Source organism: Agromyces archimandritae, assembly GCF_018024495.1.
Lineage (GTDB): Bacteria > Actinomycetota > Actinomycetes > Actinomycetales > Microbacteriaceae > Agromyces > Agromyces archimandritae.
On record NZ_CP071696.1, the window covers coordinates 2,747,888 to 2,762,034 of the forward strand.

Genomic DNA, 14,147 nt, shown 5'->3' on the forward strand with positions numbered 1-14,147 from the left:
AAAATCAAGACTGGGGGCGGGGTGATCTCCGCCTCGCTCAGAAAAACGGGGGCGTCAGCCGACGCCGGCGAGCCAGCGACGGTTGAACCACGTGATCCGGCCCCCGATCCGGTTGCCCTTGCGGGCGTTGCACGGCTTGCACGAGGCGACGAGGTTGTCGAGCTCGTCGCGGCCCCCGGCGTCCTTCGGGATGACGTGATCGGCCTCGGTCGCCTCGGCGCCGCAGTACTGGCACACGTACTGATCACGCTCGAGCACCTGGCGGCGCAGCGCCTCCCACGCTGCGCCGCGACTGGATTGCCGGCTCATGAGGCGGCCTTCCGGGCCTGGTATCGCTGGCGGTCGTAGTGCGGCCGGCACAGACCACGTGCGACGCCGTACTCGCTGCACCCGTCCACGCTGCAGCGTGGCAGGGCACGCTCTCGCTCGATGAGGCGGTGCGAGGTCGCGCGCTCCTCGGCGAGGACGGCGTCGAGGTAGATCCACGAGGCCCGGCAGGCCGAGCAGTAGACGACGTGCGTGGTCTCGGTCGAGTCCACGATGACGGCCGAGGGGCGGCCGGTGGCGAGCAGATTGGGCAACGGGTCAGTCCTCCACGAGGGCGAGCACGGTCCAGGCGATCACGAGCACGGCCACGAGGATCACGAACCCGGCCAGCCCGCTCACAGCTCGCCGCCCGGCTCAACGGCATATACGTAAATCAGTTGACATGTAATGCCACGGGATGTAACATGTACTACATGGAAACCTACCGAAGCGAAACCATTGACAACCTGATCGCCGACTACGCGGCCGACGTCGAAGCCGGCCACAAGCTCGCGTGGATCGAAGCATCGGCCTACACGGCGCCCGCCGGGGCCGGCGTCACGGTCTTCGTCCGCCCCTCGTGTGGCTCCCGCTACCCGAAGCCGAACCGCAACGCGAGCTTCGTCAGCTTCGTCATCGTCGATATCGATGATGACGAGATCGGCTACATCGAAGGCCCGGACCAGCCGAGCGCCGAGGAGCTGCGCTCGCTCATCGACCTTGCGCTTGCCCAGTCCGGTCGCGGTGCCGAGCGGGAGCGGGCGGCGATCCTCGGCGAGCTGCGCGACGCTGCGGGGCGTAAGGCTGCCGCTGCGGAGGAGCTGCGCGACCTCGCCCGCCGTGCGCACGCGGCGGGATCGCCGAAAGCTACGATCGCCGATGCGGCCTCGACCTCGCGGCCCACGCTTGACCGGTGGCTCGCCGAGTAGGGCACGCCTCGTCGCGCCGGGGGTGCGTCCAGCTCGGTGAGCTGGGCGCACCCCTTCGGCGTGAGGTCTGGATCCTCGCCAGGCCTTCAGTAGCTCCAGTGCCGAGACGATGCCGATGCCGATGACGATGCCGGCGGCCAGGCAGAGGGCGAACACGAGGGCGAGCTGGGCCTCGGTGAGGAGCACGGCGGCCCCGCTCACGGTCGGGCTCGCTTCACGGCGGCGCGGCCGGCGTCCAGCCAGGACAGGGCCGTCTCGAAGCTCCAGCGTGCGGTCGCGGTCAGGTCGGCTGCGGCGATCGTCTGGGCGGCGGCGAAGTCGAGCAGCGCGGCGTCTGAGCATGCCGGCGAGACGGATCGGAGCTCGGCGGCTCGGGTGAACATCTCGTCGGCGAGGGCGATCAGGTCATCGTGGAGGGCCAGCAGAGCGTACTCGGGGCGGGCCGGCGTCTGGATCTCGCTCATCGGATGGCCTCCGTCATCAGCCAGGCCGCGACAGCGGCCATGCCCAGGGCGAGCAGCGCGAGACCGAGGATGAACAGCCACTGTGCCAGCTCGGTGTCGCGGAAGCGGTACCGGCGATGCCGGGCCGGCGGCTCGTAGGTCATGCGGCGGATCATGCGACTTCTCCTGTCGTGGTGTTGACGACGAGGGCGTCGTCGCCCTCGTCGGGGCGGCGGTGGCCGCAGTCCCGGCAGTAGCCGGATTGCTCGTAGGTGTGATCGCCGAGGCGGCGACCAGGGCACCGGGCATCGAAGGACGCGAGGCGAGCGGCAGCCAACGCGGCGAAGCCGCCAGCAGGCGGGGCGCTCTGCGCCTCCGCATCGCTCTGGTCGTTCGCCGACGCCGGCGAGTTATCCACAGGCTGCTCTGTGGTTACGTCTGAAACGAAACCCGGATGAGTGTTCTTAACTTGGTCTTCTTTAGCGTCCGGGTTTTCAGTGAACGGAAAACCCGTATACGGGTTTCCCGTATCCTGAAAACCCGGATACTGGCGCGACCTGGGGTTTTTGTTTTCGCCTGTGGATAACTCGAACGAGGCCTGGCCGGAGTTATCCACAGGTGAGTGCGGGTCGCGGAGGCGGTAGCGGTAGCGCTTGAGGCCCTGCGAGCGGTACGTCTCGCGCACGAGATAGCCGGCCCGCTGCAGCTCCAGCAGCATGCCCTGGATCGCGTCGCGGCCGTTCAGGGCGCCGGCGACGAGCGACATGATCGAGATCCGGAAGCCGGCCTGGTGGCTGGCGATCTGAACGAGCAGGCCGCGGGCCTGGTGCGTGATCTTCTCGTCGCGTAGCCAGGCGTTCGGGATCGTTGCGAACCCGTCATCGAACCACAGGCGATCGCGGACCAGCTCGCCGCCGTTTGCGGTGCTCACGCGGCGTCACCATCGGCGTGCTCGGCGAGGAAGCGATCGACCTCGGCGGCATCGAACAGGTAGGCGCCGCGCGGGCCGGGCGCCTGGTAGGCGGGGATGAGTAGGCCGCGGACCACGAGGCGCGCGACCTGGCGGGGATGGGTCTTCAGGCGTCGCGCGACCTCGCGAGACGACAACGTAGCGGTGGGCATGGGCACAGCATGGCCCGAAAACCTGCAGTACTGCAAGTCACCATGCTGATGAAAGTGATGAAAGCTACGCAAGGACCAGAGGAAACGCTGACTACGGTTCTAGACAGCCACAGCGCGCTTGGTCTAACTTTGGACACATGAGCCAGACACTTACCATCGCACCTCAGAGCGGCGGGCGGGTTCCGTCGTTCGATATCGGCGATCGGCTGCGCAAGGCGCGGGTTACTGCCGGTCTTGAGCAGTCCGACCTTTCCGAGCTCACGGGCATTTCCGTGACCTCGATCTCAGCCGCGGAGAAGGGCAAGACCGCTCCGAGGCGCTCGACGCTGATCCTGTGGGCGGCGGCGACGGGCGTCGATATTCAGTGGTTGAGGGAGGGACGAACGTCGCGCTATAGCGTTGACGCATGACGATCGCGGCGGCCGCCGACGCAGTCCACGCGCGGGCTCCCGGCAAGATCAACCTGTTCATGCGCGTCGGCGCCCTGCAGCCCGACGGCTACCACGACGTCGCGACCGCCTACCAGGCCGTGTCGCTCTACGAAGACGTGCACGCCTACCCCGGCATGGGCTTCTCGGTCGAATTCAGCGGCTCGATCGACACCGCGGGCCTGCCGACCGACCGCACGAACCTCGCGATCCGCGCCGCGAAACTCCTCGCCCGCCGCGCCGGCGTCTCGCAGGGCGTGCACCTCGAGATCGAGAAGCACGTCCCGATCGCGGGCGGCATGGGCGGCGGGTCGGCGGATGCCGCGGCCACCCTCATCGCCTGCGACGCCCTCTGGGGAACGGAGCTCGGCCGCGAGGAACTCCATGCGCTGGCCGCCGAACTCGGCGCCGACGTGCCCTTCGCCCTCGCCGGCGGCACCGCGATCGGCACCGGCCGAGGCGACCGGCTGAGCCCGGCGCTGACGACGGGCACCTTCCACTGGGTGCTCGCGCTCGCCGACTACGGCGTCTCGACGCCCGAGGTGTACCGCCAGGTCGACACGATCCGCGAGGAGCGCCCCGAGCTCGTGCCGGCCGATGCGCCCGAAGTGGATGCCGAGGTGCTCCACGCCCTGCGCGCCGGCGACGCCGGCCGCCTGGCCGCCGCCCTCCACAACGACCTGCAGGATGCGACGCTGCGCCTCGCACCCGACCTCGCCCCGGTGCTCGACCTCGGCCGCAGCGCCGGCGCCCTGGCCGCGATCGTGTCGGGTTCGGGGCCGACGGTCGCGTTCCTCGCGAGCGGTGCGGATGCCGCGATCGAGCTCCAGGTCGCGCTCTCGGCCTCGCAGCTGACCGCCCTCCACGTGCACGGCCCCGTGCCGGGCGCGCGGGTGCTGGGGTAGCTACCGCGCCATCCGTAGGATGCCGGTATGCCAACGCTCTTGCGCATCGACGCGTCCATCAGCGGAACCGCCTCCCGCACCCGGCGGATCACCCAGGCCTTCACCGACGCCTGGTCGGCGCGCGGGCCCGAGTTCGCGGTCGTCTCCCGCGATCTCGCGGCCGATCCGATCCCGCACCTGCCCGATGCGGCGCTGCACTGGCCGGCCCGGATGCGCCCGGCCGACGCCGCGCCGCCGGCGGCCGCCGAGGCCCTGCAGGCCGAGCTCATCGCCGAGCTCGTCGCCGCCGACGTGCTGCTCCTCGGCGCCCCGATGTACAACTATTCGCTGCCCTCGACCCTGAAGGCGTGGATCGACCATGTGCACGTGCCCGGCGTGACCGCCGATTTCGACGAGCCCGCGCATCCGCTCGCCGGCCGGCCGGCGATCATCGCGACGGCGTGCGGCGCATCCTACGAGCCGGGCGGGCCGACGGACGGCTGGGACCACACCGTGCCGCCCCTCGAGCTCGTGCTCGGCACCGCGTTCCGGATGCAGGTCGAGGTCGTCGCGACCGAGCTGACGCTCGCCGACACGATCCCGGCGATGGCGGGGATGCGCGAGGCCGCCGCCGAGCAGCTCGAAGCCGCGGTCGAGCGGGCGCGCGCCCTCGCCGCCCGCTGACCGCGCCGCCGGTCGAGGAGCGGGCCCGGCTCGCGTATCGAGACCCTCGGCCGGCCTCGATACGGCGCTGGCGCGCCTACTCGACCGACGGGGCGCGCCCTCGCCGCACGCTGAGCGCGGCAGCGGCGGCAGTGCCGCGACCCCGGGCATCCGCCCAGCCCGCGCCGGTACCCTTGAACCCCTATGGCACATCTGCTCGGGGCCGAGGCCCTGCACCTCGAATACCCGACGAAGGTCGTCTTCGATTCCGTCTCGCTTGGCGTGAACGAGGGCGATCGCATCGGCATCGTCGGCCGCAACGGCGACGGCAAGTCGAGCCTGCTCGGCATGCTCGCCGGGCGCCGCGAACCCGACGCCGGCCGGGTGACCGTGCGTCGCGGGGTGACGATCGGCGTGCTCGACCAGGCCGACACGCTCGACGGCTCCCTGACGGTCGGCGAGGCCGTCGTCGGCGACCGCCCCGAGCACGAGTGGGCCGGCGATGCGCGGGTGCGCGACATCATCCGGGGTCTGCTCGGCGAGCTGGCCTGGGATGCCGGGGTGGCGACCCTCTCGGGCGGGCAGCGGCGGCGCGTCGCGCTCGCGGCGCTGCTCGCGGGCGAGTGGGATGTGCTGGCCCTCGACGAGCCGACGAACCACCTGGACGTCGAGGCGATCACGTGGCTCGCCGGGCATCTGAAGCAGCGCTGGGCGCCGAATGCGGGCGGGCTGCTCGTCGTCACGCACGACCGCTGGTTCCTGGACGAGGTGTGCACGGCGACGTGGGAGGTGCACGACCGGATCGTCGAGCCCTTCGAGGGCGGGTACGCGGCGTACATCCTGCAGCGCGTCGAGCGGGATCGCCAGGCGGCATCCATCGAGGCGAAGCGGCAGAACCTGGCCCGCAAGGAGCTCGCGTGGCTGCGTCGCGGCGCGCCGGCGCGCACGAGCAAACCGAAGTTCCGCATCGACGCGGCGAACGTGCTCATCGCCGATGTGCCCGAGATCCGCGACCGGGTCTCGTTGCAGTCCCTCGCCGTCTCCCGCCTCGGCAAGGACGTCGTCGACCTCGAGGACGTGTCGGTCGCCTACGACGGCCGCGAGGTGCTGCGGGACGTCGAGTGGCGCATCGCGCCGGGCGAGCGCACCGGCGTCCTCGGCGTGAACGGCGCGGGCAAGTCGACGCTGCTCGGCCTCGTCGACGGCAGCGTGAAGCCGTCGTCCGGTCGCGTCAAACGGGGCAAGACGGTGCGCGTGGCAACCCTCACGCAGCGCCTCGACGAGCTCGAGGAGCACCTGCAGGACCCGGTCCGCACGGTCATCGGGCGCCTCCGCACGAGCTACACGATCGGCACCGGTTCGAAGGCGCAGGAGCTCACGCCGGGCCAGCTCCTGGAGCGCATGGGCTTCGAGAGCAAGCAGCTCTCCACCCCGGTGAAGGACCTCTCGGGCGGGCAGAAACGCCGCCTGCAGCTGCTGCTCATCCTGCTCGACCAGCCCAACGTGCTCATCCTCGACGAGCCGACGAACGACCTCGACACCGACATGCTCGCCGCCATCGAGGATCTCCTCGATTCCTGGCCGGGTACGCTCCTCGTCGTCAGCCACGACCGTTACTTCATCGAGCGCGTCACCGATCAGCAGTTCGCGGTGATCGACGGGCGCCTGCGCCACCTGCCGGGCGGGGTGGACGAGTATCTGCGGCTCTCGGCGGCCTCGCGCACGTCGGGGGCGGGTGCGGATGTCGCACGCGCCGCCGCAGCGGTCTCGCCCCTCGAAGGCAGTGCGGCCCCGGCCGCGCCGGCGCGTTCCGGCGCCGAAGCGCACGCGATCCGCAAGGAGATCGGCGCAGCCGAACGCAAGCTGGAGCGGCTCGGGCAGCGCGTCGCCGGCATCCACGAGCGGATGGCCGCGCACGACCAGGCCGACTATGCGGGCCTGGCGTCGCTGAACGAGGAGCTGCGGGCCGCCGAGGCGGAGACGGCCGAGCTCGAGGAGCGCTGGCTCGAACTCAGCGAGCTCGTCGGGTGACCGTGAGGCTCGTGCCGTGTTCGTGAGCATCGAGTCCACCCGTCCGCGTGTCGACCCACGAGGGCCGGGGTGCGGGCACCGGCGGGCACCGTGTTCCTGAGCGCCGAGCTGGCCCAGCGGATCGTCGACACCCTCGATCCCGCGCTCGAGGCGAACCTGAATCTCATGGACGCCGGCGGCACGATCGTCGCCTCGCGCGATGCGAGCCGCATCGGCACCCGGCATCCCGCCGCCCGCGAGGCCGCCGCCTCGGGCGAGGCGGTCCTCGTCCGGCCCGGCCGGGAGCGCACCGGCGAACGCGCCGGGGCGAATCTGCCGCTCGTGCACCGCGGGCAGGTCATCGGCGTCGTCGGGGTGACCGGCCCGCCCGAGGAGGCGCGGCGCATCGCGATGCTGCTGGTGCACACGATCGGCCTGCTGCTGGAGCGCGAGTTCGAGTTCGAGGGCGAGTCGCGCCGCGACGCCGAGGACCGCGAGCTGCTCAGCCGCCTCGTCTACGGCGCGAAGCCGGAGGATGCGATCGCCCTGCTCGAGCGCCGCCGCCCGGGCGTCGCCTGGGTGCTGCGCGCCGTCGTGCCGGGCGTGCCGCCGGCTGCGGTGCCCGGGGCGTCGGGTGTGGATGCCGCGAGCGCCGTGCCCCGGGCGGATGCCCCGGATGCCGTGCCCGCGGTGGATGCCGCGGCCGCACGCCGCTTGCGCTCGGGCACCGCGACCCCGGTCGTCGCCGCGATGCTCCGCGGGGTGCTCTGGTGCGCCTCGGCGGGGGAGCCCGACGACGAGGCCCGGATCCGGCTCATCCTCGCCGAGCTCGCCCCCGGCGCCCGCGTCGTGCGGACCGAACCGTGCGCTTCGCCGGCCGAACTCGTCCGCGAGGCGGGGCATCTGGTCACCCTCACGACGCGGCGGGGTGTCCTGGCCGCTGCGAGCGAGAGCGGCGAGCTGCCCGTCGCCCGGGCGCGGCTCGCCCTGGCGGCCGCGGCGCTGCCCGAGGCGATGCTCCTGGCCCTCGCCGAGCCGCTCACGGCGCTCGGGCCGGGGGAGCGGGCCACGCTCGAGCAGTTCCTCCGCTCCGGCAGCGCCGTCGCCGCGGCCCGCGCGGGCTTCACCCACCGCAACACGGTCATGCAGCGCCTCGAACGCGTCGCCCGGCGAACGGGCTTCGATGCGCACCTGCCCGAGCAGGCCGCGACCCTCGCCCTCGCGTTCGTCGCCGATCGCGAACTCGCCGACCGCGGGCGTTCGGCGCATCCACCCGCCTCCTGAGCGCCCGTCGGCCTGCCGGGTCCGGTCGCCGATCGCGAACTCGCCGACCGCGGGCGTTCGGCGTCCGGGCATTCTGCACATCCCGGTGCTTCCTGAGCCCGGAAATGCGGGGCACTCCGCCCTGGTCACCGAGCCCGGCTCACCTTTAGGGTGAAACGCATGCCCGATTCCCATCGCGCCGTCGTCGTCGCGGCCCCTGACTCGTTCAAGGGCAGCTGCACCGCCTTCGAAGCCGCCGAGGCCATGCTCGCCGGTGCCCGGTCGGTCTTCGGCGATGCCGCCGAGTACCGTGCGGTGCCGCTCGCCGACGGCGGCGAGGGAACCCTCGACGCGCTCCTCGCCGCCTGGTCTGTGGATGCCCGGCACGCCCGCGTGCACGATGCCATCGGCCGCCCCCGCGACGCCCGGTACGGGCTGAGCGCCGACGGCCGCACCGCGATGATCGAGGCCGCCGAGGCAAACGGACTGCCCGCCGTGAGCGACGTGCCGCTGCGACCCCTCGACGCCGACACCTTCGGCGTGGGCGAGCTCGTGCTCGACGCCCTGGATCGCGGCGCCGGCGAGATCCTGCTGTGCATCGGCGGCTCGGCCACGAACGACGGCGGCACCGGGCTGCTCAGGGCGCTCGGCGTGCGCTTCCTCGACGAGAACGGCGACGAGGTCGCCCCCGGCGCGGCCGGCCTCGCCGGCATCGCCCGGGTCGACGTCGATGGCCTCGACGCGCGCGCCCGTGCCGCCGAGTGGCGCATCGCCGTCGACGTGCAATTCCCGCTGACCGGCCCCCGCGGAGCCGCGGCCGTGTTCGGCCCGCAGAAGGGCGCCGGGCCCGAGGACGTCGCGCGCATCGACGCGGGGCTCGCGCACCTGGCCGGCGTGCTCGCCGATGTTTCGGGTGCGGATCCCGCCTCCTACACGGATCGGCCGGGCTTCGGCGCGGCCGGCGGCATCGCGCTCGGCTGCGTCGCCCTGCTCGGTGCGACGACGGTGGCCGGCTCGGAGCTCGTCTCCGACGCGATCGGCCTGCCCGGCATCCTCGCCGATGCGAGCCTCGTGCTCACCGGGGAGGGGCGCTTCGACGAGCAGTCCCTGAACGGCAAGGTCATCGACCTCGTCGCCCGTTCGCGCCCCGCCGAGGTGCCCGTCGTCGTCATCGCGGGATCCATCGCCCTCGATGCGGCCGAGTGCCGCGCGGCCGGCGTCACCGCCGCCTTCTCGATCGCATCGGGTCCCGAATCCCTCGACGAACTCGTGCGGCACGCATGCACCCGCATCCGCGAGACCGCCGCGCAGGCCTGCGGCCTCCTCGCCCACGAACTGTGACACCCCACCACCCCGACTCCGGATCACGGACGATCCCGGAAGAAAGCTGAGCCGCTCCAATGCTCGATCTCATCGTGCTCCTCGTCCTCGTGGCGGGGATCATCCTCGTGACCGCGAAACTCAAGATCTCCCCGTTCCTCGCCCTCCTCGGCGCAGCCTTCATCGGAGCGTTCGCGTTCCGGCTGCCGGTCGACACGATCATCCCGACCATCACCGAGTCCTTCGGCAAGACGATGGGCAACATCGGCCTGGTCATCCTCTTCGGCACCATGATCGGGGTGATCCTCGAACGTTCCGGAGGCGCGATCGCCATGGCCGATGCGCTCATCAAGCTCATCGGCACGAGGTTCCCGACCCTCACGATGAGCGTCATCGGCTACATCGTGTCGATCCCCGTGTTCTGCGACTCGGGCTTCGTGATCCTGAACTCGCTGAAGAAGGCGATCGCCGGCCGGGCGAAGGTCTCGCTCGTGGCGATGTCGATCGCCCTCATGACCGGCCTCTACGCCACGCACACCCTCGTGCCGCCGACGCCCGGCCCGCTCGCGGCCGCCGCGAACCTCGAAGTCGACTCGCAGCTCGGCCTCCTCATCGGCCTGGGTCTCGTCGTCGCCGCCGTCTCGGCGCTGGCCGGCCTGCTGTACGCGAACGTGTTCCTGAAGCGCGACGTCGAGCTCCTGCCGATGCCCGAGGGCGAGGTCGAGGAGAGCTACGAGGACCTGAAGGCCGCCTACGGCAAGCTGCCGAACGCCTTCGTCGCCTTCCTGCCGATCCTCATCCCGATCCTCCTGATCTGCCTCTCCTCGATCGCGAAGCTGCCTTCGCTGCCCTTCGGCGACGGCGTCTTCCCGGCCGTCGTGAACTTCATCGGCACGCCCGTGATCGCCCTGGCGATCGGCCTCATCTCCGCCGTGTTCCTGCTGCGCGGATCGGGCAAGCTCGCCCGCTTCAACACGCAGATCGCCGACTCGATCACCATCGCCGCGCCGATCCTCATGATCACCTCGGCCGGTGCGGCCTTCGGCGGCGTGCTCGGGGCGAGCTCGATCACCTCCTTCCTCTCCGACAACCTCGCGACCCTCGGCCTCGGCATCGCGGTGCCGTTCATCATCTCGGCGGCGCTGAAGACCGCGCAGGGCTCCTCGACGGTCGCGATGGTCACGACCTCGGCGATGCTGCTGCCGTTGCTGCCGGCCCTCGGCCTCGGCAGCCCCGTCGGCGGCGTACTGTCGGTGCTCGCGATCGGCGCCGGCGCGATGGTCGTCTCGCATGCGAACGACTCGTACTTCTGGGTCGTGTCGCAGTTCAGCCGCATCCCCACCCCGGTTGCGTACCGCACGCTCACGCCGGCCACGGCGATCCAGGGCGTCTCGGCCTTCGCCGTCGTGTGGGTCATGAGCCTGTTCATGCTGTAGGTCACGAGCCTGTTCATGCTGTACGTCATGAGTCTGTTCATGTTGTGAGCCAGGAGCCTGTTCATGCGGTAACCGGCATATGCCCGACGGGCGGGGCGGCATCGGATGCTCCGGTGCCGCCCCGTCCGTGCTCCCGGTAGGGTCTGTCGGGTGACCGCCCCCGAGCAGCGCACCGCGATCTTCCCGAACCTCGACACGCGCCCCCTGACCGAGCCCGTCGACGCGGCGGTCCTCGCCCGCGGCATCCGCGAGGGTGCGGATGCCGGGCCCCGCTCCCGATCCGGCAACGCGCTCGTCGTGATCGTCGTCGTCGCGGCCGCCGCCCTCGTCGTGCTGCCGGCGGTCGGCGGCTTCGTCACAGCATTCGCGCGCAGCGGATCGACCGGCGCCGGCCTGGAGTTCGGCTCCCTCCTCGGCCCGCTCATCGCCCTGGGCGTCGGGGCCGTCGGCGCCGTGCTGTGGCGGGCCGAGCAGCGCCGCCGGCGCATCCGCCGATACCGGCTCGGGCGCTTCGCCGCCGCGAACGGCATGGCGTACGTACCGTTCGTGCAGGCGCCGGGGCTGCCCGGCATGATCTTCGGCCGCGGCTCCTCGCGCGGATCGCACGATGTGATCCGCAGCGCCCACGCCGGCCGTTTCACCGAGTTCGCGAACTACCGGTACACGACCGGCTCCGGCAAGAACAAGCGCACGCACAGCTGGGGCTATGTCGCGATCCACCTCGGCGTGCCGCTGCCGAACATCGTGCTCGACGCGGTCGGCAACGACTTCTTCGGCTCGAACCTGCCGACCGGCTTCGGCCGCGATCAACGGCTCGGCCTCGAGGGCGACTTCGACCGCCATTTCGCCCTGTACTGCCCGCGCGGGTACGAGCGGGATGCGCTCTACCTCTTCACGCCCGACGTGATGGCGCGTTTCATCGACCACGCCGCAGATCTGGACGTCGAGATCGTCGACGACTGGATGCTGCTCTACACGCAGCGCGAGATATCGACCCTCGACCCGGCGATGTGGCGGTGGATCTCGGGGACGGTCTCGGCTCTGACGCAGAAGATCGAGCGCTGGGAGCGCTGGCGCGACGAGCGGCTGCGGAGCTCCGGGGCGGCCGCTGCGGCTGCGGATTCGGAGGCGCCTGCGGTTCGGGGCGTGGCTGCGGTGCCGGGCGCCGGTGCGGCACCGGGTGCGGATGCCGCGGCGCCGGCCGACCCGCAGGGCGCCGCCGGGCATCCGCTCGCCGCCGCGGCCACGGCAGCCGGGCCGTCGTCGCAACCGGCGACCGTTGCGCCGCCGCTCGCGCCGCCACCGGGCGTCGCCCGCGGCGGGAGACGCCTCCGGCCCGGCGTCAAGTGGGTGCCGATCCTCCTCGTCGCCGGCTTCATCCTGCTCTGGATGCTGCCGCACTTCGGAGCGGCGATCGGGATGTTCTTCCTGCGATAGCCGCGGTACACGCGAACGGCGCCCCGGGGCATCCACACCCCGAGGCGCCGCATGCAACCCCGGTTGCCGCCGCGAGCGCCACCGTGCCGATCAGCAGACGCGAACGGCGCCCCGGGGCATCCATACCCCGAGGCGCCGCTCACGGCTCAGACGCTCACGCCGGCTCGGGCAGCTCCTCGACGACGAGCGGGTAGACGCCGTTCTCGTCGTGGACCTCGCGGCCGGTGACGGGCGGATTGAAGACGCAGACGCAGGTGATCTCGGTGCGCGGGCGCACGATGTGCTGGTCGTGGTCGTTCAGCAGGTAGATCGTGCCCGGCGCGAGCTCGTGGGTCTCGCCGGTGCCGAGGTCGGTGATGGTGCCCTCGCCCTTGGTGATGAAGACGGCCTCGATGTGGTTGGCGTACCAGAAGCGGCTCTCGGTGCCGGCGTAGAGGGTCGTCTCGTGCACCGAGAAGCCCACGCCCTCCTTCGCGAGGATGATGCGCTTGCTGCGCCAGTTCTCGGACTTGACGTCGGCGTCGGTGTCGGTGATCTCGTCGAGGGTGCGGACGATCATGCGGGCTGTTCCTCTCGTTCGGGTTCGGTGGATGCCGTGGCGCGCGCGAGCGTGCGCCCGGCGACGGCGGCGACGGCGCGTTCGAGGATGTCGAGGCCCTCGTCGAGTTCGGCGTCGCTGATCGTGAGCGCCGGCAGCAGCTTCACGACCTCGCCGCGCGGGCCGCTCGTCTCGACGAGCATCCCGTGCTCGAAGGCTTCGGCGCAGACGGCGTCGGCGATCTCGCCGCCGGACATCTCGATGCCGCGGGCGAGGCCGCGGCCCTTCGCACGGACGGCGATGACCGGGTGGGCCTCTGCGATCGCGGCGAGGCGAACGCCGGTGCGCTCGCCCTTGCGGCGCACGTCGGCGGCGAGGGTGTCGTCGCTCCAGTACTGGCGGATGGCCTCGGCGGCGGTCGCGAAGCCGGCGCTGACGCCGCGGAAGGTGCCGTTGTGCTCGCCGGGCGCGAAGACGTCGAGCTCGGGCCGGACGAGGGTGAGGGCCATCGGGATCCCGTAGCCCGAGATCGACTTCGACAGGCACACGATGTCGGGCACGATCCCGGCCTCTTCGAAGCTGAAGAAGGAGCCGGTCCGTCCGCAGCCCATCTGCACGTCGTCGACGATGAGGACGATGCCGTGCTCGCGGCAGAGCTCGGCGAGCCGCTGCAGCCATTCCACGCGTGCCGGGTTCAGCCCGCCCTCGCCCTGCAGTGTCTCGACGATGACCGCGGCGGGGGCGTCGAGGCCCGAGCCGGGGTCGGCGAGGAGCCGTTCGAGCAGGGCGAAGTCGCCGCCGTCGGCGTATCCGTCGTACGGCATGGGCACGGCGCCGGTGAGGGGGATGCCGGCGCCGCCGCGCTTCAGGGCGTTGCCGGTGACGGCGAGGGCGCCGAGGGTCATGCCGTGGAACGCGTTCGTGAAGGAGAGCACGTTCGTGCGGCCGGTGGCCTTGCGGGCGATCTTGAGCGCGGCTTCGACGGCGTTCGTGCCGCCGGGGCCGGGGAAGAGCAGGCGGTGGTCGAGGCCGCGCGGCTCGAGGATGCGGGTGCGGAACTCGCTGATGAAGTCGTTGCGCGCGGCGGTGAACATGTCGAGCGAGTGCATGACGCGGTCGTCGCTGAGGTATTCGATGAGGGCGCGCTTCAGCTCGGACGGGTTGTGGCCGTAGTTCAGGGCGCCGGCGCCGGCGAAGAAGTCGAGGTACCCGCGGCCTGCCGTGTCGTAGAGGCGGCTGCCGACGGCCCGGTCGAAGACGACGGGCCAGGAGCGGGAGTAACTGCGCACGCCGGACTCGAGCTCGATGAGGGCCGGGTCCTGGGCGGCGGATGCGTGGGGCGAAGGGGTCATGGTTCCAGTCTGGTGT

At 71.6% G+C, this 14,147-nt stretch carries 17 protein-coding genes; 9 read left to right on the plus strand and 8 right to left on the minus strand.

The window, feature by feature from the left end; translation table 11 throughout:
• Positions 1 to 54: 54 nt before the first annotated feature.
• Together G127AT_RS12575 and G127AT_RS12580 are read right to left on the minus strand one after the other, a co-directional pair.
• The gene (locus G127AT_RS12575; RefSeq protein ID WP_210897399.1) at positions 55 to 309 is read right to left on the minus strand and encodes an HNH endonuclease; all 255 of its coding nucleotides are present in this window, start codon (positions 307 to 309) and stop codon (positions 55 to 57) included.
• Entirely contained in the window at positions 306 to 581 is a 276-nt protein-coding gene (locus G127AT_RS12580) for a hypothetical protein (RefSeq protein ID WP_210897401.1), read from the minus strand. The genes G127AT_RS12575 and G127AT_RS12580 overlap by 4 nt, the downstream gene beginning before the upstream one ends.
• 159 nt (positions 582 to 740) lie before the next feature.
• Here G127AT_RS12580 and G127AT_RS12585 point away from each other — a divergent pair, with 159 nt between their 5' ends.
• Positions 741 to 1,235 (plus strand): helix-turn-helix domain-containing protein, encoded by a 495-nt coding sequence (locus G127AT_RS12585; protein WP_210897403.1) that lies wholly within the window; start codon positions 741 to 743, stop codon positions 1,233 to 1,235.
• Between the two features lie 197 nt (positions 1,236 to 1,432).
• On the opposite strand, the gene G127AT_RS12590 is transcribed toward G127AT_RS12585, so the two are convergent.
• The 4 genes from G127AT_RS12590 to G127AT_RS12605 are packed head-to-tail and all read right to left on the minus strand — an operon-like array spanning position 1,433 to position 2,800.
• Complete coding sequence (locus G127AT_RS12590) at positions 1,433 to 1,699, minus strand: hypothetical protein (RefSeq protein ID WP_210897406.1); 267 nt, start codon at positions 1,697 to 1,699, stop codon at positions 1,433 to 1,435.
• A complete protein-coding gene (locus G127AT_RS12595; protein ID WP_210897408.1) occupies positions 1,696 to 1,842 on the minus strand; it encodes a hypothetical protein in 147 nt (48 codons plus the stop codon). The genes G127AT_RS12590 and G127AT_RS12595 overlap by 4 nt, the downstream gene beginning before the upstream one ends.
• An 8-nt stretch (positions 1,843 to 1,850) precedes the next feature.
• Positions 1,851 to 2,609: a hypothetical protein gene (locus G127AT_RS12600; protein ID WP_210897410.1), complete on the minus strand. Its 759-nt coding sequence runs from the start codon at positions 2,607 to 2,609 to the stop codon at positions 1,851 to 1,853.
• On the minus strand, positions 2,606 to 2,800 hold the full coding sequence (locus G127AT_RS12605) for a helix-turn-helix domain-containing protein (protein WP_210897412.1): 195 nt from the start codon (positions 2,798 to 2,800) through the stop codon (positions 2,606 to 2,608). Before G127AT_RS12605 ends, G127AT_RS12600 begins: the two co-directional genes overlap by 4 nt.
• A gap of 137 nt (positions 2,801 to 2,937) precedes the next feature.
• Here G127AT_RS12605 and G127AT_RS12610 point away from each other — a divergent pair, with 137 nt between their 5' ends.
• The 8 genes from G127AT_RS12610 to G127AT_RS12645 all read left to right on the plus strand — a co-directional run bounded on the left by G127AT_RS12610 (position 2,938) and on the right by G127AT_RS12645 (position 12,241).
• Positions 2,938 to 3,210, plus strand: coding sequence for a helix-turn-helix domain-containing protein (locus G127AT_RS12610; RefSeq protein WP_210897414.1), 273 nt, complete (start codon positions 2,938 to 2,940; stop codon positions 3,208 to 3,210).
• Positions 3,207 to 4,133: a 4-(cytidine 5'-diphospho)-2-C-methyl-D-erythritol kinase gene (locus G127AT_RS12615; RefSeq protein WP_210897416.1), complete on the plus strand. Its 927-nt coding sequence runs from the start codon at positions 3,207 to 3,209 to the stop codon at positions 4,131 to 4,133. Before G127AT_RS12610 ends, G127AT_RS12615 begins: the two co-directional genes overlap by 4 nt.
• A 27-nt stretch (positions 4,134 to 4,160) precedes the next feature.
• A complete protein-coding gene (locus G127AT_RS12620; protein WP_210897419.1) occupies positions 4,161 to 4,796 on the plus strand; it encodes an FMN-dependent NADH-azoreductase in 636 nt (211 codons plus the stop codon).
• A gap of 183 nt (positions 4,797 to 4,979) precedes the next feature.
• Complete coding sequence (locus G127AT_RS12625; protein ID WP_210897421.1) at positions 4,980 to 6,806, plus strand: ABC-F family ATP-binding cassette domain-containing protein; 1,827 nt, start codon at positions 4,980 to 4,982, stop codon at positions 6,804 to 6,806.
• A 69-nt stretch (positions 6,807 to 6,875) separates the two neighbouring features.
• A complete protein-coding gene (locus G127AT_RS12630) occupies positions 6,876 to 8,069 on the plus strand; it encodes a CdaR family transcriptional regulator (protein WP_210897423.1) in 1,194 nt (397 codons plus the stop codon).
• Between the two features lie 159 nt (positions 8,070 to 8,228).
• Positions 8,229 to 9,389: a glycerate kinase gene (locus G127AT_RS12635; protein WP_210897425.1), complete on the plus strand. Its 1,161-nt coding sequence runs from the start codon at positions 8,229 to 8,231 to the stop codon at positions 9,387 to 9,389.
• Between the two features lie 59 nt (positions 9,390 to 9,448).
• The gene (locus G127AT_RS12640; protein ID WP_210897427.1) at positions 9,449 to 10,804 is read left to right on the plus strand and encodes a GntP family permease; all 1,356 of its coding nucleotides are present in this window, start codon (positions 9,449 to 9,451) and stop codon (positions 10,802 to 10,804) included.
• Positions 10,805 to 10,954: 150 nt separating this feature from the next.
• Positions 10,955 to 12,241 (plus strand): hypothetical protein, encoded by a 1,287-nt coding sequence (locus G127AT_RS12645; RefSeq protein WP_244857567.1) that lies wholly within the window; start codon positions 10,955 to 10,957, stop codon positions 12,239 to 12,241.
• 154 nt (positions 12,242 to 12,395) lie between these two features.
• Here the strand turns inward: G127AT_RS12645 and G127AT_RS12650 are convergent, their stop codons facing one another.
• Both G127AT_RS12650 and ectB read right to left on the minus strand, forming a co-directional pair.
• Entirely contained in the window at positions 12,396 to 12,800 is a 405-nt protein-coding gene (locus G127AT_RS12650) for an ectoine synthase (protein WP_210897429.1), read from the minus strand.
• Positions 12,797 to 14,131: a diaminobutyrate--2-oxoglutarate transaminase gene (gene ectB / locus G127AT_RS12655; protein ID WP_210897431.1), complete on the minus strand. Its 1,335-nt coding sequence runs from the start codon at positions 14,129 to 14,131 to the stop codon at positions 12,797 to 12,799. The genes G127AT_RS12650 and ectB overlap by 4 nt, the downstream gene beginning before the upstream one ends.
• Positions 14,132 to 14,147 lie beyond the last annotated feature (16 nt).

Bases quoted from the DNA above. Each gene is read 5' to 3' on its own strand.
- G127AT_RS12575 (WP_210897399.1), bottom strand. From the start codon at position 309: ATGAGCCGGCAATCCAGTCGCGGCGCAGCGTGGGAGGCGCTGCGCCGC.
- G127AT_RS12585 (WP_210897403.1), top strand. From the start codon at position 741: ATGGAAACCTACCGAAGCGAAACCATTGACAACCTGATCGCCGACTAC.
- G127AT_RS12590 (WP_210897406.1), bottom strand. From the start codon at position 1,699: ATGAGCGAGATCCAGACGCCGGCCCGCCCCGAGTACGCTCTGCTGGCC.
- G127AT_RS12595 (WP_210897408.1), bottom strand. From the start codon at position 1,842: ATGACCTACGAGCCGCCGGCCCGGCATCGCCGGTACCGCTTCCGCGAC.
- G127AT_RS12605 (WP_210897412.1), bottom strand. From the start codon at position 2,800: ATGCCCACCGCTACGTTGTCGTCTCGCGAGGTCGCGCGACGCCTGAAG.
- G127AT_RS12610 (WP_210897414.1), top strand. From the start codon at position 2,938: ATGAGCCAGACACTTACCATCGCACCTCAGAGCGGCGGGCGGGTTCCG.
- G127AT_RS12615 (WP_210897416.1), top strand. From the start codon at position 3,207: ATGACGATCGCGGCGGCCGCCGACGCAGTCCACGCGCGGGCTCCCGGC.
- G127AT_RS12620 (WP_210897419.1), top strand. From the start codon at position 4,161: ATGCCAACGCTCTTGCGCATCGACGCGTCCATCAGCGGAACCGCCTCC.
- G127AT_RS12625 (WP_210897421.1), top strand. From the start codon at position 4,980: ATGGCACATCTGCTCGGGGCCGAGGCCCTGCACCTCGAATACCCGACG.
- G127AT_RS12635 (WP_210897425.1), top strand. From the start codon at position 8,229: ATGCCCGATTCCCATCGCGCCGTCGTCGTCGCGGCCCCTGACTCGTTC.
- G127AT_RS12640 (WP_210897427.1), top strand. From the start codon at position 9,449: ATGCTCGATCTCATCGTGCTCCTCGTCCTCGTGGCGGGGATCATCCTC.
- G127AT_RS12650 (WP_210897429.1), bottom strand. From the start codon at position 12,800: ATGATCGTCCGCACCCTCGACGAGATCACCGACACCGACGCCGACGTC.
- ectB (WP_210897431.1), bottom strand. From the start codon at position 14,131: ATGACCCCTTCGCCCCACGCATCCGCCGCCCAGGACCCGGCCCTCATC.